This window comes from Chitinophaga pendula (genome assembly GCF_020386615.1).
Taxonomy (GTDB): Bacteria; Bacteroidota; Bacteroidia; order Chitinophagales; family Chitinophagaceae; genus Chitinophaga; species Chitinophaga pendula.
The window spans coordinates 5,334,430-5,357,962 of sequence record NZ_CP077769.1 but is presented as its reverse complement, the minus strand read 5'-3'; the positions used below and the strand labels follow the sequence as shown (position 1 = coordinate 5,357,962).

Here is a 23,533-nt window from a genome sequence, read left to right as displayed (position 1 = left end):
TCATATTTTGTGATAGCTATCACTCCCGTATGAAAAATAAAACACTGCGAAAAAGAGAAGGCTTTGAAGGACAGCAACTGATCGTACTGCCCAGGAAGGTCATCAACGACTTCCTCGTCCGGGATGCCCTTACCAGGCAATTGTACATTACTGATATAGGCTATTATCCCAAAGCATGGGGACACTACGTCGAACGCCCCGCAGGCATCGGCCAGCATATCCTCATCTATTGCGTAGAAGGCAGAGGCTGGATACATGTAGATAAAAAGAAAACAGAAATAACCCCCTCGCAATGCATCGTCCTGCCCGCAAATACCCCACATCGCTATTCCGCAGAAGAGAACGGACCATGGACAATTTACTGGATACACTTTAAAGGAGACCTCTCCGCACATATCGTCTCCCTGCTACTCGAACAGGCCCGGAATTATAAACTACAACTCACCTACAACGACAAACGCATCAGCCTCTTCGATGAGATCTATACCAATCTCGAAAAAGGATATAGCCTCGATAACCTCCGATATGTTAATATGAGTTTCTATCACTTCCTGTCCTCCTTACGCTATGAAGACAAATTCAATTACGCCGCTACCCGCCATACAGAAAAAGATATCATCGCAGATACCATCGACTTCATGCAGCAACACATGCACACCGTCGTTACATTACAAGAATTCGCGCGCGCTGCAGACCTCTCCGTATCGCATTTTTCATCTGTATTTCATAAACGCACCGGCTACTCACCCATAGAGTATTTTAATCACCTCAAAATACAGAAGGCCTGCCAATACCTCCTGTTCTCCGCCAACACAATTAAAGACATCGCCGCCAGCCTGGGCATAGAAGACCAATATTACTTCTCCCGTATGTTCTCCAAACTAATGGGCGTCTCCCCCAATGAATACAGAAAACGAAATCAGACGGGCGTATCCTGACGCAGGTACCTTTTGAGGAACCGCCCCGTCAGCGAGGTCTTATGCCGTAATAACGCCGAAGGAGTACCCTCAAATACCACCTGCCCCCCATCACGCCCCGCACCTGGCCCCATATCAATGATCCAGTCCGCCTGGCTGATCACATCAAGATTATGTTCTATCACGATCACACTGCTGCCATTATCCACCAGCCGGTTCATCAGGCCGGTAAGCCGCGCTACATCCGACATATGCAATCCTGTAGTCGGCTCATCCAAGACATAGATTTGCCCCGTATTTTCTAACTCATTGGCCAGCTTGATACGCTGCCGCTCACCACCCGACAAGGTATGCAGTGGTTGCCCTAACGTCAGGTAATCCAACCCTACCGCACCCAATCGCTGTAAGGTAGGCTGCATCAACACCTCCGTGAAAAACTCCCTGGCAGCGCCTATACTCATCTCCAATACTTCGCTGATATCCTTCCCGCGCAGGCGATGTTTTAATACCGCTGGTGTAAACCGCCGCCCGTTACACACCTCGCAAGTCGTAACGATCGGGTCCATAAAAGCCAGGTCCGTATAGGTCAATCCCAACCCCTTACATGCCGGACACGCCCCTTCTGAATTAGCACTGAACAACGACGCACTCACCTTGTTGGCCTTGGCAAACAAATCCCGGATAGGGTCCAGCAACCCCGTATAGGTAGCCGGGTTAGATCGTTTCGAACCACGTATCGCACTTTGATCAATGAATATCGTATCGGGATAAAGCTCCGGCAACATCCCGTTGATCAGCGAACTTTTACCGGACCCCGCAACCCCTGTCACCACCGTCATCACACCGGCAGGAATACTAACCGTCACATCCCGCAGATTATGCAGAGTAGCATGAGCTATCACTATACTCCCCTGAGGAGTACGGACCTGCCCTTTTAATACTGGCCGCTGCCGTAGGTGTCTCCCCGTTAGTGTATCCGAGGCTTTCAACCCCTCCAGGTCTCCCTGGTATACAATCGTGCCTCCGTTCACCCCCGCCCCTGGACCCATGTCTATCACATGATCCGCAATGGTAAATACATCCGGGTCATGCTCCACCACCAACACCGTATTCCCCTTGTCCCGTAATCGTACCATCAACTCGTTCAATTGATGCACATCGCTGGGATGCAGTCCCACACTGGGCTCGTCAAAGATGTAGGAAATGTCGGTCAGGCTACTGCCCAGGTGCCGGACCATCTTCACCCGTTGCGACTCCCCGCCCGAAAGGGTAGAGGTCTCCCGGTCCAGGCTCAGATAACCCAACCCTATCCCGATCAGGTGCTCCAGCCGCTCCGTAATAGCCAATACCATCGTCTCCGCTACAGGCACATCAATATCGCGTATAAAAGTAACCAGATCACTCACCTGCATACGGCTGCAGTCTGCAATGTTTTTACCGTTGATCTTACATCCCAACACATCCTGGTTATGCCGCGCTCCCTGGCACAACGGACAAGCACCCCGCGCCGCAATACGGTCCAGCGCCTCCTTGTAATTCCCCTTGACCTCACTGACGTCCTTACTGAGAAAACTCCGCTCCAGCCGCGTAATAACCCCCTCATACTTGGAGGTCTTCGGCCACTCCGCCGTCGGATGAATAATAGGTACATCATCCCCATACAATAGCATATCCCATTCCTCCTGGGTGTAATCAGCTAGCTTCTTATCATTGTCAAACAACCCGGTGGCAGTATATCGCTTCCACCGCCATCCGCCTACCTCAAAACTGGGAAACCGGATCGCCCCTTCATTCAACGATTTACCGCGGTCCAGCAACTTCCGCTCATTGATAGATGCCACCGTACCCAACCCCTCGCATTGCGGACACATCCCCTTAGGATCATTAAATGAAAAGACATTAGAATACCCCACAAATGGTTTCCCTATCCGGGAATATAATAACCGCAAAGAAGCGTGTATATCCGTGATCGTACCCACCGTCGAGCGTGCATTGCCGCCAATCCGCTTCTGATCTATCACTATCGCCACAGACAAATGCTCCAAAGCATCCGCATGCGGCTGCCCGTAATGCGGCAACCGGTGCCGCACAAAACTGTTAAAGGTCTCGTTCAACTGCCGCTGTGACTCCGCCGCAATCGTATCAAATACTAACGACGACTTCCCCGAACCGGATACCCCCGTAAACAACACGATCCGCTTCTTAGGGATCATCACATCGACATTCTTCAGATTATTTTCCCGCGCGCCGGATACACGTATCATATCCAACCCCTCCGCAGGGACATGGTTCCGCGTGACTGTACGTTTTTTCATAGCATGGTTTTTCAATGGTCAGACCAGAAAATGTGACACTGGGTAACACCCAACCAATACCACAAAAAAGAGGCCATGCCGTTCCTAAACATTTTAATACCGTTACAGAACTGTTTTAGGCCACTTCCACAACACCACCCTACTTTAGCATACCGGCCGGTAAAAACAGTTGACCCAAACGCCCCGGACACTATGAAACAAAAGAATTATTGCAATAACCATCCTACCTCGCAGGAGCCTCCCAAACCCAATTTATTTAACCCTTTTCCCAGTAATATTGTATGAAACTGTTCTACAAACCACTATTGCTTTCATTCCTTACATTACTGCTGGGCTTGCAGTACGCCTCCGCCCAGACACCTGTAGATACCGTTCCCGATGACGGAACCCCCTTCGAATTCTCCGATCCCAAAGAACTACTGTATAAGTTCGATTCCTGCCTCGCTCCTGTGGTAAATCGCATCTCCGTCGTACGCTTCGATGGCTACGCCAACGCATTCGTAGATCTGCCCAACGCTAAAAAACAACAACAGTTCACCATCATCAGCGCAGATGGAAAAACCTATAACAAAAAGTTCGCTGCAGATACCGGCTTCTTCGCTGTCAACCTGCCCCTGCATATGGAATTCACCGTATCCAGCACTAACTCCTGCGGCAAAGAAGTAAAGGTGGGCACATTCAGCACAGAGACAGACGTGAAAGAACAACTGAGCGTCTCTCCAAAATTGTTCAATAAAGTATCCGATTATTATTACAAGCCAGGACAGGAAAATGTGTACCAGCTAATCGTCGGTGCACAGGATATATCCTATTATGAAAAACTCTCTTTCGTACAGGAATACCTGTGGGATGGCCAACCCTTCCCGGCTAATATCGATTTCGTCAGAGGAGGGAAAGTGATCTACTATGTGACAGATGCCGCTTTCTTTATCGATATCAAAAAACTGCTGGAATATTGGGACAAGATCTATAAATCCAAATGTAACTGTAAGGTTATTAACGTGGACGCAACCGTCAGCCCCAATGCCGGATATGTACAGCCGAATGGTACTGTATATCCTGGCTATCAAAGCTATATAGAATATAACAATAGCAATAGCTACAAAGCATGGGCCGGCTATTCCCGCCTCGGAGCCGCCCGCTACGAACAAGCATGGCAGGAAGGTAAAAACAGTGGTGGTAAACAATTGATATTCGGTGGAGACCCCAGTTACGCCGTTACACCATACTACGGCAGAATATGGTACAACTGGATATGTACTAATGCCAGTGGATATCCCAGCAGCGTTTGCGCCTGCCCGCCCAAAGATATTCATATCACCTACCGCTACGATACAGAACTGCGCTCTAACCTGAGCAATATGCCTTGGGGCTTGCAAAGCAAAGGAGCGAATGCACATGTGGAAGACTGGGCTATATTGACCAGCGTAGATGGTGCAGGAAATCTTACCGTATTGGGGGCAAACAAGGCGTCTGTCGATCAAAGCTACAATACCTCCATCAACGGAGCCTTTGTAAAAGGGGTATTGGATATCGTCGTTGCCATCGTAAGCGCCTACGTGACCCAGGGTGCGTCCATTGCCACCAGTATACCTAGCATCGTCAACGGCATCAATACCCTCATCACCACCCCGCTGAATAATACCCAAGGCGATCAGGGCGACCTCGCACAGTGGTATACCTTACTCGATGGACAAAAGAAACTCCAGCTTACCGTTAATAACCCCATGCGTATCAACCTCTACAGCTCCGGCGCCATCCGCCTGTCAGGATTCACCAAATGGCACAACACCGGCCGCATCGTAAGTGGTTACAACCTCGCCGCATTTGTATATTGTGGCAAACCGGATAACGCTCCAAGCTATTGCTCCTCTAATGGTGGCGCCGCCTGGGTAATGGGTACATTAGTACCGGCTAACCTCGGAGGCCTCAAAGCAGATGTAAATACCTTCTATAATCAGCTGGGATACTACGAATATCCATATACAGAAGCAGGTGCGAAGAAAGTGAACTGCGGCCAACGCCTGTCAGGCCTCTCTATGGAACGCACACCGTCCGCACCGTCTCATATCACTACCACCGCAGAAAAACTGTCAGCTGGCCCATACACCTACGAAATTTATAGCCTCGATGGCCGTAAAATAGGCAATGGCGTCTCAGCAGGTAAAGCACTGGAACTGCCAGTGATTAACCGGGGCTTTACAGCACCCGACGGTATTTATATCCTGCAACTAAAAGACATAACCGGCCAAAAGAGCATAATCAAATTCTTCCACTCCAGGTAAAGATTTGATGAGAGCACGAGAAATCGATGCATATTGAGCACGCGCCCCGCTTTGCGGGGCGTTTTTTTTATCGCCAGAAACCAGCACTCTTGATCTGGCTGCCACTCACCCGCATATCTTTTAAGGCTACACGTACATCCTTCACCAGGCTATTCCGCCCGGCCACAAAATAAGTCGTATAAGGCATGTCAACACCCGCCGCCTGCAGCTGCATCCGCACACTGGCCAGCGAATCCCGCTGGTAAGAAAACCGGTCCAGCTCCATCCCCCACAACGATGACGGCAAGAAGGCATCCTCACTGTGAATGATACAATGGAACTCCTGCTGCACATCCTTCCGCAGGTACAGCGACATAAAATGACCAATAGCACTCATATCCCCGATACATACCAGCTGCGGAGATGTGCCGGGCTGATGCATACCACCCCCAGGCCCCGCATAATAAAGTATGTCGCCTACCTGCAAACGACGAATATAGTCACTCCCCGCACCATCATGGCTGACATCTATCAGCAAAGTTCCCGTCTGCCTCTGCTCATCCCAGCGGGCAAGGGTATAATCACGAAAAGTATAAGGTGCCACCATACATTTAAGATGCTGGGTACTGGCCCAACGTCCTTTCAACTGAGGTAAATGTGCAGATATAGCGATTAAGGATGGTGTAATATGGCTAATGGCTGTGATCCCGGCATGCGCACCTATGCGCGACATAAGGAAAGCGGCAGCCCTGTCTTTAATAGCGGGCATATGCAATAAGTATTTGATGAATAATTATTGCGCAAAACTACCGACAGACCACCCCGAATATGGTGCACTATTGAGGGGAATGATTGTACAATTCACGGGCTTGTACCCGGAACGCCTGCGGTGTCATCCCCGTATGCATCCGGAAAAAGCGGTTGAAATAAGATAATTCGTTGAATCCCAAATGGTAAGCAATCTCTTTGATCTGCTGCTCCTGGTAAAGTAATAACCGCTTAGCCTCCAGCAACCGCCGCTCCGCCAGCAACGCAGATGCCGTCTGACCACTATGCTGCTTCACAATGTCATTCAGATGCCCCCTCGATACATGCAGCTGCTGCGCATACTGCTGCGTACTCGTCCATTCCAGGAAATGCGCCTCCACCAACAAACGATATTGCTGCAATAACGCCGCCGGCCTCGACAACGAGGGCTCATCAACAGCCGCAACACTACGGTCCAATAACGTTAACATAGTCGCCAGTAAATGTCGTAACACCGTCAGGTAATTTTTGTCCTTCTGCAGCAACTCCAGCTCCATCTCCGCCGCCAACGCCAGCAAACGTGTAAATATCTCCGGCGATGGCTGTAACAACGGCGGCGCCCCCGCCACAAATATGGGAACACCCGGCAACAAAAAATCCGACGTGAAAGCAAGCATAAAACCATCACTATGCGCAAAAGATTGCGGTAAGTGCACCTGGCCGGGTGTAATACACAGTACTTGTCCAGTTTGTAATTTAACAGGTTGAAAATCAACTAGGTGATTGCTATACCCCTGATTGGGCAAAGCGATCGTATAAAACTCATGCCGGTGCGCATCTAATAAATGCGACTCATCAGATGGTATATCCCTCGCCCGGTGGATATCAAAGGGAAGATCCGGCCGCGATGTGATCGCTGATATCTGGTAAGAGGTAACTTTCTGCTGCTGTTTGCTACGTGCCATACCAATCTCGATAATTATCCGCTAAAGGTACGCAAATGTTGACCCCGGCTCATCGATATTAATATAGTTCTCCTGTATCATTCCTATATCTCTCGTCCACCTTTCCTATAGTTCTCCTGTATCATTCCTATATCTCTCGTCCACCTTTCCTATAGTTCTCCTGTATCATTTCTATATCTCTCGTCCACCTTTCCTATAGTTCTCCTGTATCATTCCTATATCTCTCGTCCACCTTTCCTATAGTTCTCCTGTATCATTCCTATATCTTTCGTCCACCTCTCCTATAGTTCTCCGCCCACACTTTTTTATCGCCAAATCCCCTTCTGCTCAAATTATATGCGTATATGAGAAAATTGATGTAATATTATGCAATCGATTGCCTATTTTAGCACACTATTCGGCCAATACTAACTTTTCAATTAAGACTTAAGGGGGGACAGAACAATAATCGCCGAAAGTTGCGTATTTTATGCAACCGTTTGCATTTTACAGGCAGGAACACTCATTCGCTAACCAAAAAAACTGATACACTAAAACATAGACAGCGAACTAATCAAACCACGTAAGAACCAATAACAGGATCTTTTATCAGCCAAAACACCTGTATCATGGAGATAGGGAGAAACGCCTTTATGCCACCACTCCCAACTCCGGAGCACTTTTACTTTTTCACGTTATCAACCTTATATCTTATGGTTAATTTTCTTCTACACCTTAAGAGGTTATCCCTTACATTGCTACTCGTCAGTGGGGGAATAACATTCGCATACGGCCAACAAAAGACCGTATCCGGCATCGTCACACTGTCACCTCGCAACGAACCCTATCCGGGAGTAACCGTACGGGTGAAAGGAACCAACCAGGGAGCCACCACAGATCAAAATGGTAAATACGCCCTGAAGAATGTCGCCAACAACGCAACACTCGTCTTCTCTGCCGTAGGCCTCCTGCCGCAGGAACACAAGATCACAGCCACCGACAACACCCTCAATGTAGAAATGCTGGAAGACCAACGTCAGCTTCAGGAAGTAGTCGTACAGGTAGGATATGGCTCCCAGAAAAAACGGGATGTCACAGGGGCCATCTCCTCCGTCAACGCACAACAAATCCAGCAACGCCAGGCTATCGATGTATACGACGCCCTCCAGGGCCAGATCCCCGGCATGCAGATCGCCCAGGAATCAGGCCGGCCTGGCGCTGGCAACTCCGTACGCATCCGCGGTATCGGTACCCTCGAAGGAGGTGCCGACCCCCTATATGTAGTCGATGGCGTACAAGGTGTTAACATAGATGGTATCAACCCGCAGGATATCGAATCCATCGAAGTACTCCGTGATGCTGCCTCCGCCGCCATATACGGTGCTCGCTCCGCCAACGGGGTGATCATCATCACCACCAAAAAAGGAAAGGCAGGTAAACCTCGCATCAATCTCAACTACCTCCAGAGCTTCAGCTCCCTCGCCCGCAAACTGCCACAGGCAAACGCCCGCGAACGCCGCCTCTACGAGGCCAAAATGAAAGGCAGCACAGACCCGGCAGGAGCCCCCACCGACTCCCTCAACCCGTCCACCAACGCCGATAACGACTACCAGGATCTGCTCACCCGTACCGCCATCCGCCGGCAAGTCGACCTCAGCCTCGGCGGCGGATCCGAAAACATGAACTACTACGCCAGCGTCGGATATCTCAAAGACCAGGGGATCATCATCAACAGCTTCGCCGATATCCTCCGCGCTCGCTTCAACCTCGATTATAAAGCGTCCAAACGCCTCACATACAGCAATCGGGTACAGTTCTCCTACTCCGATGAAAACCGCATCAGCGAAGGAAACACCCTCAACCAGGCCTTACAACGCCCGCCCAACTTCCGCGTATACCTGCCCGATGGCAGCCTCGCCGGTAACCTCGGCGGCCGCAAAAACCCAATCGCAGAAGCCTTGCTCCGTAAGAACTTCTATAAAGTATACAACGCCAGCTTCTTCAATCGAATCGCCTACAAAGTCATCGATGGCCTCGTTTTCACCACCGATGTCAACCTCGTAGCTAACTATGCACACCACCTCGAATTCTCCCCAAAACTGCTGAGCAACAACAACGATGTCAGCACCGGAGGCGAAGACAACGCTTTCCGCACCTACTGGCAAATACAGACGTATCTCAACTACGAAAAAACACTGAATAAAAAACATACCCTGGGCGCACTACTCGGATTCAGTGCCGACAGAGACAGCAGGAGAGGAGCCAATATAGAAGGACAATACTACGTAAGCGAAGAGATCAACACCCTCAACGCCGCCCAGGAACTCAACTTGCGTAATACCAACACCGACGCCTCCAGGAACAGCTCCGCTTCCGTATTCGGTAGATTAAGCTATAACTTCAAAAGCAAATACTTGCTCAACTTCAACGTAAGAGCAGATGGCTCCTCCAGGTTCGGTACCGCCAACAAATGGGGCTACTTCCCGTCCATATCCGCCGGATGGCGCCTGTCCGACGAATCCTTCATGGCCTGGTCCCGAAAAGTCCTCTACGATGCCAAAGTACGCGTCAGCTACGGTATCACCGGCAACGACCAGATCGATAACAACGCCAGCCGCCAACGCTACGTATTCGGTAGCAACTACTACAACGACATATCCGGCGTAGTACCGGCATCCCTCTTCGGCAACAACACCGTCGGATGGGAAAGCCTCAAACAATTCAACCTCGGCCTCGACCTCCTCTTCTACGATGGCCGCCTCAGCGTCACCGCAGACTATTATAATAAGATCACCAACGACCTGCTCTACCGCGCCCTCCTGCCTAACGAATCCGGATACACCGAACGTTACGCCAACTTCGGCAGCATCCAGAATAGAGGGATCGAGATCGCCGTAAGCGGATATCCGATCAAAAACAAAGACTTCGACTGGAACCTCGGCTTCAACTTCTCCATCAATAACAACACCGTGAAAAAACTGCTGGGCGCCAGTACCATGCTGGTAGCACGTAGCGGTGGCTCCGAAGTGATCTGGAGAATCAGGGAGGGGGGCCGCCTGGGCGATTTCTATGGCTATAAATACGAGGGCATATACTCCTACAAAGCCTCCAACGCCTACACCGATGATGGCCTCTGGCAACGACTCTCTCCCGTGATCGGTGCCGATGGTAAACCTACCGGCGCCTACACCCTCAACGGCGCTAAATACACCGGTAACGTAAGAACATTGTCCTCCAATGGCGACGTATTCACCGGCGGCGATGTCATCTGGCAAAACACCGTAAAAGATGGCGTGATCGATGATGCCGACCGCGTCGTATTAGGAAACGCCCAACCCAAATGGACCGGTGGCGTATTCAACTCTTTCAACTACAAAAACTTCTCCTTGTCGTTCAATGTATACATCAGCTGGGGCGGTACGATCTACAACCGCCAACGCCAACAGCTAAACGCTGCCGCTATCAACAACGTAACACCAGAACCCGACTTCATCTACAACAGCTGGGTAAAAGAGGGCGACAATGCCGTCTATCAACGCCCAGACAAAGCCGCCGTTAACAACGCCCGCGAACTGTCCAGCCTCTACCTCGAAGATGCATCCTTTATCCGCCTCCGTAACCTAAAAGTAGGATACTCCCTCACACCCGAACTGAGAAGAAGATGGAACCTCCCGGCAGTAAATGTCTATGTATATGGCAATAACCTGCTCAACTGGTCCAACTATCGCGGCTATGATCCGGAAATAGCCTTCAACTCCCCATTACGTATGGGCGTAGACGAAGGTCGCTATCCGCGCAAAAAAGAAGTGGGTTTCGGTATCAATGTAAATTTCTAAATGAAGCGTTATGAAAAGTAAAATATACGGTAGCTTACTACTCCTCATCATATGTTCCTCAGTAGCTTGTAAAAAGTTCCTCGACGAACCCTCCCGCACAGACCTCCCGGCAGAGAAGTTCTGGCGCAATCCCGATGATGCAAAATTAGGCGTCGCCGCCATCTACGATGGCGTACAGAAAACCCTCAGCGGCAACTACACCGACTGGGGAGATGCCCGCTCCGACAACTTCACCTGGGGCGGTACCGGCGAAAACCAAATCAATATCACCCTCAATGGACTCAATCCCACAATGGGCGTAGCCGACTGGACATCCCTCTATCGCACCGTCTCCTATTGCAACCTGGCCATCAAATACCTGCCGACAATAGAATTGCTGCCAGCCACCGAACGGGATAACTACCTGGCACAGGCATACGCCATCAGAGGCCTCATGTACTTCTATGCCGTACGCCTCTGGGGCAACGTACCTGTCAGAACAATCCCCTATGAAGATATCAACCAGGACCCGCGCATCGCTCAGTCCACCGCCGATGATGTAATGAATAATGTCATCCTGCCCGATCTTAACAAAGCATACGAACTGTCCGACAAACGCATCACCAGCCCCGTATGGTACGTCAACTCCGGCGCCATCCTGGCCATGCTCACCGACGCATACCTCTGGAAAAAAGACTACGCCAAAGTACTCGAAAACAGTACCAAACTGATGGCACTCAACCGATATGCACTGGAAGCAACCGAAAACTGGAAAAAGATGTTCGTCGAACCCGCTTCCTATCCCAAAGAAAACATCTGGAGCTTGCAATGGAACGCCCTCAAAGATGGTGGCAATGGCATCTCCAAGATCGGCAGCGGTAGCAACACCTCCAACTATCACATCGACAGCACCGTATTCCTCCGCTTCGAAGCAGATACCAACGACATCCGCAGAGGATACACCTACGATACCCTCGTTCCCGAAAGAGGCGAACGCGTTACACAGATCGCTAAATTCTACGCCTACGGTCCCAATGGTAACGTCCTCTATCCTAACAATAACGAGAACGAAGCTAAACTGCCCATGTATCGCTTCGCAGATGTACTGCTCATGCGCGCCGAAGCACTTAACATGACAGGAGATAAAGGGGGCGCCATCGCCCTCGTCAACCAGGTAAGAAGAAGAGCCCGCGCTAAACAACTCAACGCCGCCGATTACAACTCCCCTAAAGAGGTGGAAAAAGTAATACTCGACGAACGCCAGCTCGAACTCTTCGCAGAAGGTAAACGCTGGTTCGACCTCCGCCGCACCGACCGCGTAGTAGAAGTAATGGACCCCATCCTCCGCTACCGCCAGTCACAACAAGGCATGGAAGCTGTCGGATTCGGCGATATCCGTAAAGTGCTATTCCCCATCTCCAGAAGCGCACTTACCAACAACACCTTACTGGTACAAAACAAACCTTACTCAGAGTAAAAACCAGGACCATGAACACAAACACTAAACATATATACCAACTCGCCGGCGTATGCATCATCACCATGATCTTCGCCGGATGCTCCATCTTCGGACTCGACCTACAAAAGAACGACAAACACGATACCTCCACCCTCGATCCGCATATCTACAAACCTGCCTTGCAATACCTGCGCGAACGTGCTACCGGACCAGTGAAAAATGACTCTATCTTCAACCTCATGTGGCAGGCCATCAAATACGCAGAACTCGATACCAACGAATACGCAAAAACAGGCAGGACATTCCTGTTTTTACACAACGATGCCATACTCCGCATTAGCAACAACAAACCAACAACAGATTGTTACTTCGGTAGATACCCTGTCAACAATAAACCCGCCACCAAATGGGAAGACTATCCCAAACAACAGGTAAAGAACTTCCTGTTATATTTGATAGCGCAGGGAGAATATAGCTTCAACAACGTTCAGGGCAATAACGTCGAAACAAAGACCTTACTGCCCGAAGGAGCCGATCCGCTGAATCCTAAAAGCCTGATCTACTTCCGCGCCGTCAACGACCGTAACTCTAAATTCAGGATCAACGACTTCCCCGGCACCGCCCGCGTTACAGAAGTACGTACCTCCAATATCCTGAGCACCAATGGGCCCATCCATGTCGTTGACAGAGTAGTGGAATATGGCGTTAAATAATAAATAATATGATGACTCGTAAATACACGACGCTCTCCGCTTTGTACCTCCTGCTGTGCTCCGCCGTCGCAACAGCACAACAGCCACTGGCACAAGCAGGTAATAATGGCAAACTGCTATACAACACCTACGCCAACGAAGGAGAATCCAATGCCGTCAATCGCATACCCGACTTCTCTTTCGCTGGTTATAAAGGCGGAGGCGTCCGCTTGCCCGTCGTCGCCGTAAAACAAACACTACAGCCCTCCCCCGGCGACAACCGCGAAAAGATACAGGCCGCCATCGACGCCGTATCCGCATTGACACCCAATGCCGCCGGCCAAAGGGGAGCCATACTGCTACGCAAAGGATCCTATGAAGTAAGTGGCCCGCTATATATCCGTAAAGATGGTGTCGTACTGAGAGGAGAGGGACAAGCCCTCAATGGTACCGTCCTTAAAGCCACCCAACAGGCACAACATACACTCATCATCATCACCGGAGAGGGAAAGGGATACCAGTTCGATAAAAACGCAGTGGTCAATATCACCGCACCTTATATACCGGTAGGCGCCGTACAGATAGAAGTCGCCAACGCCGCCGCCTTCTCCGTCGGAGACGATATAGTAGTAGAACGTACCCCCAACCAAACCTGGATAGATGACCTACAGATGGCCCAGTATGGCTGGAAGGCAGCCGACTATCACGTACGCTTCGAACGCCGTATCACCGCCATAAAAGGAAATACCCTCACCATCAACGTACCCATGGTGGATGTACTACAGGCTCGTTACGGTAGCGGACAGGTATATAAAGCCACCGCCGTAGGCCGCATACAACAGTGCGGCGTAGAACAGATCCGCCTGGAATCCACCTACAGCAGCGATACCGCCGAAGACCACGCCTGGAAAGGTGTCATGCTGCAAAGAGCCACGAACTGCTGGGTAAAACAAGTCACCGCCCGCTACTTCGGATATGCCTGCGTATCCATCGAAGGCGAATCAGTATACAACACCGTAGAAGAATGTGCCATGACCGCCCCCGTGTCCATCACCACCGGCGGCCGTAAATACTCCTTCAACATCGGACAGGGCGCCGCTTTCAACCTCTTCACGCGCTGCTACACTCAGGGTGGCCGCCACGATTTCGTAACTTCCTCCCGCGTACCAGGACCTAACGTATTCCTGGACTGCTACGCCACCGATACACATGCCGATATCGGCCCTCACCATCGCTGGGCCACCGGCCTGCTGTTCGATAATGTATATGGTGGACAAATACGCGTACGCAATCGCAAAGCCAGCGGCACCGGCCATGGCTGGTCAGGCGCACAGACACTCTTCTGGAACTGCTGCTCCTATAAAGAAGATCTCATGGTAGATAGCCCCAAAGGTGCCCGCAACTGGGGCATCGGCAACAGCGCCAAAAAATTCAATGGCGATGGCTACTGGGAAAACAAAGACAAAACAGTCACACCACGCAGCCTCTATATACAACAACTGCAGGACCGACTAGGCACCGCCGCCGTTAATAATGTCATCCCACCAACACAACGCAGGGACAACATATGGAAACAGCTCGAACAATGGAAAGGAGAAAGTACACTAAAGCTGTAGATATATTCAGACAACAAGAAATGGCGCATATGATCATGAGACAACTAAAACAAAAAACCTGCATCGCATGGATGATCCTGCTGACAGGTTGGAGCATCGCCACTCAGGCACAGCAATCCCAACGGATATCACAGTCCTGGGAATTCCTGCGTCAGGACCTCGGTTCCCCCTGGGAAACCGTCCGCCCTGCCGCAGAAGGTAGCCCCGAATCAGTCCCCCTCTGGGAAAAGGTCACCCTGCCGCATTGCTTCAACGCCAAAGATGCCGTAGATCCCGATGTCAATTTCTACCAGGGCCCCGGATGGTACCGCACCCAACTCAATATCCGCAACCCTTACGACAAAGGCCGCACCTTGCTGCACTTTGAAGGTGCCGGACAAAAAACGACCGTATACGTATACACTACCCGCGTAACGCAACACACCGGCGGATACGACGAATGGAACGCCGATATCACCGACGCCGTACAACAGTTCCTGGCATCACCGGCAGCAAAGAACTTCAAAGGAAAAATACCGGTATCCATCCGCTGCGATAATACCCGCGACGTCGAAATGATACCTTCCAGCATGTCAGATTTTAATGTCTATGGCGGAATATATCGCTACCTCAACCTCGTATACACACCAGCCATAGCCATCAACAACATACAGATCACACCACAGACAGATGCCGCTGGCAAAACAGGTAAAGTAGACCTCTCCCTCTCATTGTCAAATAACGAACCGCTCAAAGAAGGAACCGTAGATATCCAAATCGTCGATCCCTCCGGTAAAGCCGTGAAACAATGGAGCCAGGCACTCACCACCAGTACAACAACAATATCACTCAATAGCTTCGAACTGAAAAAGCCGTCCCTTTGGTCCCCAACACAACCACAGCTATATACCCTCAAGGCAGTATTGAAAAGCCCGGCCGGCAACGCTGAATGGGCCGGACACTTCGGCTTCCGGCATTTCGAATTTGCCAACCATGGACCCTTCCTGCTCAATGGCCAGCGACTCCTCCTCAAAGGGACCCATCGCCATGAAGACCATGCCGGTGTTGCCGCCGCCATGACAGAAGACATGATCCGAAAAGAAATGCTGCTGATAAAATCCATGGGCGCCAATTTCATCCGCCTCGGACACTACCAGCAATCACGCATCGTACTCAACCTCTGCGATAGCCTCGGCATCCTCGTATGGGAAGAAATACCTTGGTGCCGCGGTGGACTGGGTGGCCCCGTCTACCAGGAACAAGGCCGCCGCATGCTCACCAACATGATCCGGCAGCACTACAACCACCCGGCCGTTATACTCTGGGGCCTCGGTAACGAAAACGACTGGCCCGGCGACTTCCCCGAATTCGACAAACAAAAGATCCGTGACTACATGTCCGCACTCAACCAACTGGCGCACCAGCTGGATAATACCCGCAAAACCACCATCCGCCGCTGCGACTTCTGCAAAGACATCGTCGACGTCTACTCCCCGTCAATATGGGCCGGATGGTACCGCGGCATATACACCGAATACAAGACCGAAACACTCAAAGCCATCGCAGATGTACCGCACTTCTTCCATGCCGAATGGGGCGCCGATAGCCACCAGGGCCGCCATGCAGAAGAGCCTGAACGCTTCCTGGGCAACATCGCCACCGGTAAAGGCGCCGACGAAAGAACCGGCGACTTCGCCCGCACCGGCGGCAACGCCAGAGCCTCCCGCGATGGCGACTGGTCAGAAACATATGCCTGCAACCTCATCGACTGGCACCTCAAAGAACAGGAAACAATGCCTACCCTCACCGGTAGCGCCTACTGGATATTCAAAGACTTCTCCACACCACTGCGCCCCGATAATCCCGTGCCTTATGTCAACCAGAAAGGTGTCGTAGGTAGAGACCTCCTGCCCAAAGAAAGCTTTTATGTATTCCAGTCCTACTGGGCCGAACAACCAATGGCACACATCTACGGCCACACCTGGCCCGTACGGTGGGGCAAAGCTGGCGAAACAAAAAAGATACTCGTATACTCCAACTGCCCCGAAGCAGAACTCTTCGTCAATGGCAACAGCATGGGCACCAAAAAACGCAACAGCCAGGACTTCCCGGCTGCAGGTCTCCGTTGGGAAATACCCTTGCAGGAAGGAAAATATGAGGTGAAAGTGGTCGCACGCAAAGGAAAAACAACCGTACAAGATCAAATACAGTTCAACTATCAAACCGCCACCTGGCAAAAACCAACTACCCTCATAGTAGAAAAACATCAGGAAGCAACAGATATCACCCTCATCAATGTAAAAGCAGTAGATAAAAATAACGTGCTGTGCCTCGATGCTAAAAATTATATCACCTTCTCTATCGCAGGCGATGGCTACCTGCTGGATGACCTCGGCACCGCTGCCGGCTCCCGTAAAGTACAATTGGCCAACGGACAGGCACAGATCCGCGTAAAAACAAACAGCCGTAACGTCGTAAGCGCAGTAGGAGAGGGCCTTACCGCTGGCTTCGTAGAACTATAAAAAAAGTGAACAAATGAAACGATCAATACTGACAGCAGCTTGGGTAATGGGTACCTTTGCTGCACAAGCCCTGACACCGCCAGATTCATTACTGCGCCTGTGGTACCGGCAACCGGCAGCGCAGTGGGTAGAAGCCCTCCCCCTGGGTAATGGTCGTATAGGCGCCATGGTATATGGCTCCGTCAAACGTGAACAACTGCAGCTCAACGAAGCCTACCTCTGGTCAGGTGGCCCACGCGATGGTAACAACCCCGTTGCCAAATCGTCCCTGCCTCTCATCCGCCAGCTGTTAGCCGAGGAGAAATACATGGAGGCAGATAAACTGGCGCGTAAGATGATGGGCCCCTACAGCGCCCGGTATCTCACCCTGGGCAGCTTATTGATCGATAACGATATACCTGGTTCAGCTACCGGCTACCACCGGCAGCTGGACCTCAATAACGCCGTCTCCACCGTACAATTCAAAGTAGATGGCGTCAATTACAAAAGAGAAACCTTCATCAGCTATCCCGACCAGCTACTCGTCATGCGCATCAGCACAGACAAAAAAGGGGCGCTCAACCTCCGTACCCGCTTCGACAACCCAATGCCTCATACCACCAGGCCTGTCAATAACAAACAGATCGTACTACAGGGCAAATGCCCCGAATATGTGGCCAACAGAGACTACGAACCTAAACAGATCGTATACGCCGACAGCAAAAATGGTGAGGGCATCAACTATGAAGTACACCTCGAAGCCCGCACCAAAGATGGTACACTCACCACCGATACCGCAGGCATCAAAGTACAGCAGGCTTCCGAAGTAGTATTCCTCCTCTCCATAGGTACCAGCTACAACGGACCGGAAAAATCAGCGGCCAAAGCGGGAAAAGATCCCGCCGTAGCCGCCCAGCAACACCTCCGGGCCGCCGCCGGCAAAGACTATAATACCTTACTGCAAAGACACCTGCAAGACTACACGAAACTGTTTCAGAAAGTCGCCCTCGATCTGGGACAGGATGCCGATGCGCCCAAACCTACCGACATACGCCTGAAAGAATATACGGCCGCAGGTGGAAGAAAAGATCCACAGCTTACGACCTTACTCTATCAGTACGGCCGCTACCTCCTTATAGCTGCCTCCCGCAAAGGTGGCCCCGCCGCCACCTTGCAAGGATTGTGGAACAACTCCATGCAGCCGCCATGGGGCTCCAACTATACCATCAACATCAACACCCAGATGAACTACTGGCCGGCAGAAACAGCCAACCTGTCGGACTGCGCCTCCCCTTTGTTCGACTTCATCGGACACCTGGCTAAAAAAGGTACCCGCACCGCCGCCGTCAACTATGGCGCCCGCGGCTGGACCGCCCACCACAACGCCGACATCTGGGCCATGACATATCCCGCCGGTGGCGTCGATTGGAACGATCCCAAAGGCAACCCCCGCTGGGCAATATGGCCAATGGGCGGCGCCTGGTTCACCCGACACCTCTGGGAACATTACCTCTTCACCGGCGATAATACCTTCCTGCGCACCACCGCATACCCGCTCATGCGCGATGCCGCCAGGTTCATACACGACTGGCTCATAAAAGATAAAAATGGATACCTCGTTACCAGCCCGTCCACCTCGCCGGAAAATAACTTCCTCGTCAATGGCAAACGCGAAGGCTCCGTCAGCATCGCCAGCACCATGGACCTGTCTATCATCACCGATCTGTATAACAATACCTTGCAGGCAGCACAACTACTGCAACAGGATAAAACATTCCGAGATACACTACTCGCCGATCTCGAATACCTGTATCCCTTCCACGCCGGCCAACATGGCCAGCTACAGGAATGGTACAAAGACTGGGACGATCCCGAAGATCATCACCGTCACCTCTCTCACCTATACGGATTGTTCCCGGGATATTTTATATCCCCCAGGAATAATCCCGATATGTCCGCCGCCGCCAAACGCAGCCTCCTCATGAGAGGCGATGGCGGCACCGGGTGGTCCAAAGCCTGGAAGATAAACTGGTGGGCACGCCTCGAAGATGGCGACCACGCCCACACCATGCTCAACAAACAACTGTTCCTCGCCAGCGATACCACCGTCAGCACCAGCGACAACAGCGGCGGATCATATCCCAACCTCTTCGACGCACATCCGCCATTCCAGATAGATGGCAACTTCGGTGTCACCTCAGGGATCACCGAGATGCTGATACAAAGCCATGATGGTGTATTATACCTGCTACCCGCCCTCCCTTCCATATGGCCCGAAGGTAACGTCACCGGCCTCAAAGCCAGAGGCGGATTCGAAGTAGACCTCTCCTGGAAAAACGGACAGCTTACCAAGGCTACCATCCGGTCCACATTGGGTGGTAACTGCCGCATTCGTACCCGCATCCCCGTTAAGGCTGCCGGCGCCGCCCTCAAACCTGCGGGCGGAGAAAATCCGAATAAATACTACCAGACCACACTGCCGGTGAAATTTGAAATAAAAGATCGTAGCAAACTACCAACGCTTACCCTGAAGAAAACATTTGACTACGATATAGCAACTAATACCAATACCGTGATCCGCCTGGAAGCCGCCTTGGTCACTGACACACTGATGGCTTCCGCCCAGCACAACAGCGCCAAAGGAGACGATGAAGGCATCCTGTCCCAGCAGGCAGCCGAAAGAGACCAGGCCGCCATCGACAACGCCCTCAGTAGCTGGTGGACCGCCTCCATGAAAACGCACGATGCCCGCATCGCCTGGTGGCAACAAGCCCGCCTCGGCTGCTTCATACATTGGGGCGTCTACTCCGTACCGGGAGGCGCCTGGAAAGGAAAAGAAGTAGGTGGCTACGCCGAACACCTCATGCGCAAAGCCACCATCCCCGTCGCTACTTACAAACAGGAACTGCTGACACCCTTTAACCCAACCGGCTTCAACGCCGATACCTGGGTACGTACCATCAGAGATGCTGGTATGCGCTATCTCATCATCACCGCCAAACACCACGATGGCGTCGCCATGTATCCGTCCGCTGTCAGCGACCTCGATATCAGCGCCTCCGCCTTCAAACGCGATCCCATACAGGAACTGGCCGCTGCCTGTAAACGATATGGTATCAAATTCGGCTGCTACTATTCCCATGCCTTCGATTGGGAACACCCCGATGCCCCGGGCAACGATTGGAATTATGATAATCCCGGAGGCGACAAAGGCCTGCATGGCGGCGCACGCTGGTATGACGCGCATCCCGAACGCCTGCCCAAAGCCGTTAAATATGTCAACGAAAAAGCCATCCCACAGATCAAAGAACTGATCCGTAAATACCACCCGGATATCCTTTGGTTCGATACACCCCATAAACTGCCTCTGAGCGAAAATATCCGCATCCTGCAAGCCATCCGTGAGATCGATAACAAAGTAGTCATCAACGGCCGGCTCGCACGCAGTGCCAACATCTCCTTCGGAGATTATAAGAATACTGCCGACCGGCCGGCAGAATTTTATCCGGTCACCGGCGACTGGGAAGCCATCCCCACCACCAACGAATCCTATGGCTACTCCCGCTACGATAGCAGCCATAAGCCCGTAACATTTTTTATTCACCTGATAGCCAAAGCCGCCGCCAGAGGAGGCAACTTGCTGATGAACATCGGCCCCATGGGAAATGGTATCATCGACCCCCGCGACACCGTTATATTACATGGTATAGGTACTTGGATGAAAACAAATGGAGAAAGCATCTATGGTACCTCCGCCACACCACTGCCCATACAGCCCTGGGGAGAAAGTACCCGCAAAGGCAATCGCCTCTACCTGCAGGTATTCAACTGGCCACAACAGACACCCCTATACGTCGGTGGATTGAAAAGTGAAGTCAAAAAAGCCTGGCTCCTGGCAGACAAGAACAAACGCCCGCTCCGGCTAAATCGCATCAACGACAAAGATATCGCCATCATACTGCCCGCACAGGCGCCCGATAGCAGCAATAGCGTCATAGTACTCGACATGCAGGACATAAGTACCGATACCGTTCGCGTGCTGGATACCAAAACGCTGACCAACGTACTGCGGGCATTCGATGCCGACCTGCAGGGCAAAGGCTTGCAATATGGCGATGGCAAATCCGCTAAATACTATGTATATGGCTGGAATAAACCCGAACAACAACTTAGCTGGATGGTGAGAGTGAATACGCCGGCCCGTTTCAGAGTAGGCATTAAATACGCTGCCGACGCACAGACGGGTCAGAATAGCTACCGCATCAAAGCGGGTAAAAGCCAGTTGACAAGCGTCACCGCCAACCTCACCGTAAAAGGTGAACGTATCCTCACCAGCCCCCTGGGAGAAATACAATTGCCCGCAGGCACCCACCAGATCATCATCCAGCCCGACCAGATCAATGGGGCAGAACTGATGAAACTGTTCGAACTCACCTTAACACCCGTCGAAGAGTAAGTATAAAACCCTGTAAAAAAAGAACACAATATGAAACTTGCAAAGATCTTGGCTATCACCATCGCAATGTGTGCCGTCATACACACCACACAAGCCGGCGATAGCAACACTTTTATCACTCGCCTTAAACGATCCGCTGCCAGCATCACCCTGGCAGATGGCACCCCCGCACCTGCCACCATCCGCATCACCCGCCGCTGGGAAGGCGACTTCTGCCAGACGACCATAGAAAATACAGGCACCTCCGCCGTCAGGTTAAAAGAAATAATACTGGCCACCGTCGGTAAAGTACTGCCGCCAACCACACCCTTTTATGCAGAGGGCTTCCAGATGCTGAGTCAAAACAGCGGCACCCTCGCCAAGCCAATAGACCTCGGCAACTACACCGATGCCGGACATTATAAGATACCGCAACCGGCAGGATACCTGGCCGTATACAACCTCCTGCGGCTATTCCCCGCCGGCGATGAGCAACTACTGCTGGCATTTACCTCCAGCCGCCGCTTCGTCAGCAAATTCTACCTCTCCGCAGATACCATCAAAGTCGCCGCCGACCTCGAAAACCTCGAACTGCTGCCTGGCAAACAATTCCAGCTGGAAGAACTGACAGCCATGACCGGCACCGATGGCAACCAACTGCTGGACAAACTGGCCGCCAGGATCAACCAACACCATCCCCGCCTGCAGTTCAAACAACCTCCCGCCGGATGGTGCTCCTGGTACTGCTTCGGACCTCGCGTCACCGCCACCAACATCTACGACAACCTCGACTACATAAAAACACACACACCCGCCCTGCAATACATCCAGGTCGATGATGGCTATCAACCCAACATGGGCGACTGGCTATCCGTAGGGAAATCATTCGGCGGCAACGTTCAGGAAGTACTACACACCATCAGCAATAAAGGCTTCCAACCCGCCATCTGGGTAGCACCCTTCATCTGCGATAGCAACTCCGTCATCTTTAAAGACCACAAAGACTGGCTGGTAAAAGGTCCCGATGGCAAACCCCTGCGCAGCGACCTCGTTACCTTCGGTGGCTGGCGCCTCAAACCTTGGTATGTTCTCGATGGCACACATCCCGAAGTACAACAACACTTCGAAAAACTATTCCGTACCATGCGCACCGAATGGGGTTGCACCTACTTTAAACTAGATGCTAACTTCTGGGGAACCATACATGGCGGCACATTCTACGATAAGAATGCCACCCGCGTAGAAGCCTATCGCCGCGGTATGGAAGCCATCCTGAAAGGTACCGGCGATGCCTTCATACTGGGATGTAATCACCCCATATGGCCCTCGCTGGGACTGGTACATGGCTCCCGCAGCTCCATGGACATCAAACGTAAATGGAGCGTATTCGAACGCTCCGGCCGCGAAAACCTCTACCGCGCCTGGCAGAATGGCCGCCTCTGGTGGAACGACCCCGACTGCCTCGTCCTCACCGGCGATATGCCCGATAACGAATTCAAATTCCATGCAGCCCTCCTGTACGCCACCGGCGGTATGATGTTGAGCGGCGACGACCTCACACAGATAACGCCCGCACGCCTGGAAATGCTGAAAAAATCAGTACCTTCCACCGCTACCGCCGCTGCCTTCGAAAACACAAAGTTTGAGATCGGCAGAGTAAACCACCAGGGCCTCCACCAGCTCATCCTGCTCAACTGGGAAGAAAAACCGAAAACATTCAAAGTAAAACTCGACCAGCCCGCCGAGATCGTTGACCACTGGACCGGCCAATCCCTGGGCAAATTCAAAGGAACATTCTCCTGCGAACTCAAAGAACACGATGGCCGCGTACTGGATATCCGCTAATATG

12 protein-coding genes are annotated in these 23,533 nt (G+C 51.7%); 9 read left to right on the top strand and 3 right to left on the bottom strand.

The annotated features are described in order from the left end of the window. Positions 1-29 precede the first annotated feature (29 nt). Complete coding sequence (locus KTO58_RS19685; RefSeq protein ID WP_095837736.1) at positions 30-938, top strand: AraC family transcriptional regulator; 909 nt, start codon at positions 30-32, stop codon at positions 936-938. Here the strand turns inward: KTO58_RS19685 and KTO58_RS19680 are convergent. Then, a complete protein-coding gene (locus KTO58_RS19680) occupies positions 920-3,232 on the bottom strand; it encodes an ATP-binding cassette domain-containing protein (protein WP_095837737.1) in 2,313 nt (770 codons plus the stop codon). The two genes, KTO58_RS19685 and KTO58_RS19680, sit on opposite strands and share 19 nt — an antisense overlap. A 281-nt stretch (positions 3,233-3,513) precedes the next feature. Here KTO58_RS19680 and KTO58_RS19675 point away from each other — a divergent pair, with 281 nt between their 5' ends. Continuing rightward, positions 3,514-5,517: a hypothetical protein gene (locus KTO58_RS19675; RefSeq protein ID WP_095837738.1), complete on the top strand. Its 2,004-nt coding sequence runs from the start codon at positions 3,514-3,516 to the stop codon at positions 5,515-5,517. A 67-nt stretch (positions 5,518-5,584) separates the two neighbouring features. Here the strand turns inward: KTO58_RS19675 and KTO58_RS19670 are convergent, their stop codons facing one another. After that, on the bottom strand, positions 5,585-6,265 hold the full coding sequence (locus tag KTO58_RS19670; RefSeq protein ID WP_095837739.1) for a siderophore-interacting protein: 681 nt from the start codon (positions 6,263-6,265) through the stop codon (positions 5,585-5,587). A 67-nt stretch (positions 6,266-6,332) separates the two neighbouring features. Beyond that, entirely contained in the window at positions 6,333-7,208 is an 876-nt protein-coding gene (locus tag KTO58_RS19665; protein ID WP_095837740.1) for a helix-turn-helix domain-containing protein, read from the bottom strand. Between the two features lie 692 nt (positions 7,209-7,900). Here KTO58_RS19665 and KTO58_RS19660 point away from each other — a divergent pair. The 7 genes from KTO58_RS19660 to KTO58_RS19630 are packed head-to-tail and all read left to right on the top strand — an operon-like array spanning position 7,901 to position 23,529. Beyond that, positions 7,901-11,023, top strand: a complete 3,123-nt coding sequence (locus KTO58_RS19660) for a SusC/RagA family TonB-linked outer membrane protein (RefSeq protein WP_157752843.1) — start codon at positions 7,901-7,903, stop codon at positions 11,021-11,023. A 10-nt stretch (positions 11,024-11,033) separates the two neighbouring features. After that, positions 11,034-12,479, top strand: coding sequence for a RagB/SusD family nutrient uptake outer membrane protein (locus tag KTO58_RS19655; RefSeq protein WP_095837742.1), 1,446 nt, complete (start codon positions 11,034-11,036; stop codon positions 12,477-12,479). A gap of 11 nt (positions 12,480-12,490) precedes the next feature. Beyond that, positions 12,491-13,174 carry a fasciclin domain-containing protein gene (locus KTO58_RS19650; protein ID WP_095837743.1) on the top strand — a complete coding sequence of 228 codons (684 nt, stop codon included), beginning with the start codon at positions 12,491-12,493 and terminating at the stop codon, positions 13,172-13,174. Between the two features lie 8 nt (positions 13,175-13,182). Then, entirely contained in the window at positions 13,183-14,769 is a 1,587-nt protein-coding gene (locus KTO58_RS19645) for a pectate lyase family protein (RefSeq protein ID WP_157752844.1), read from the top strand. Then, entirely contained in the window at positions 14,739-17,270 is a 2,532-nt protein-coding gene (locus KTO58_RS19640) for a glycoside hydrolase family 2 protein (protein ID WP_225859838.1), read from the top strand. Before KTO58_RS19645 ends, KTO58_RS19640 begins: the two co-directional genes overlap by 31 nt. A gap of 13 nt (positions 17,271-17,283) precedes the next feature. Next, positions 17,284-21,705: a glycosyl hydrolase family 95 catalytic domain-containing protein gene (locus KTO58_RS19635; RefSeq protein ID WP_095837745.1), complete on the top strand. Its 4,422-nt coding sequence runs from the start codon at positions 17,284-17,286 to the stop codon at positions 21,703-21,705. 30 nt (positions 21,706-21,735) lie between these two features. Next, on the top strand, positions 21,736-23,529 hold the full coding sequence (locus KTO58_RS19630) for a glycoside hydrolase family 36 protein (RefSeq protein ID WP_095837746.1): 1,794 nt from the start codon (positions 21,736-21,738) through the stop codon (positions 23,527-23,529). Positions 23,530-23,533: the final 4 nt, after the last annotated feature.

Excerpts from the sequence above, each read along its gene's own strand:
- KTO58_RS19685 (WP_095837736.1), top strand. The coding sequence starts at position 30 with ATGAAAAATAAAACACTGCGAAAAAGAGAAGGCTTTGAAGGACAGCAA.
- KTO58_RS19680 (WP_095837737.1), bottom strand. The coding sequence starts at position 3,232 with ATGAAAAAACGTACAGTCACGCGGAACCATGTCCCTGCGGAGGGGTTG.
- KTO58_RS19675 (WP_095837738.1), top strand. The coding sequence starts at position 3,514 with ATGAAACTGTTCTACAAACCACTATTGCTTTCATTCCTTACATTACTG.
- KTO58_RS19670 (WP_095837739.1), bottom strand. The coding sequence starts at position 6,265 with ATGCCCGCTATTAAAGACAGGGCTGCCGCTTTCCTTATGTCGCGCATA.
- KTO58_RS19665 (WP_095837740.1), bottom strand. The coding sequence starts at position 7,208 with ATGGCACGTAGCAAACAGCAGCAGAAAGTTACCTCTTACCAGATATCA.
- KTO58_RS19660 (WP_157752843.1), top strand. The coding sequence starts at position 7,901 with ATGGTTAATTTTCTTCTACACCTTAAGAGGTTATCCCTTACATTGCTA.
- KTO58_RS19655 (WP_095837742.1), top strand. The coding sequence starts at position 11,034 with ATGAAAAGTAAAATATACGGTAGCTTACTACTCCTCATCATATGTTCC.
- KTO58_RS19650 (WP_095837743.1), top strand. The coding sequence starts at position 12,491 with ATGAACACAAACACTAAACATATATACCAACTCGCCGGCGTATGCATC.
- KTO58_RS19645 (WP_157752844.1), top strand. The coding sequence starts at position 13,183 with ATGATGACTCGTAAATACACGACGCTCTCCGCTTTGTACCTCCTGCTG.
- KTO58_RS19640 (WP_225859838.1), top strand. The coding sequence starts at position 14,739 with ATGGAAAGGAGAAAGTACACTAAAGCTGTAGATATATTCAGACAACAA.
- KTO58_RS19635 (WP_095837745.1), top strand. The coding sequence starts at position 17,284 with ATGAAACGATCAATACTGACAGCAGCTTGGGTAATGGGTACCTTTGCT.
- KTO58_RS19630 (WP_095837746.1), top strand. The coding sequence starts at position 21,736 with ATGAAACTTGCAAAGATCTTGGCTATCACCATCGCAATGTGTGCCGTC.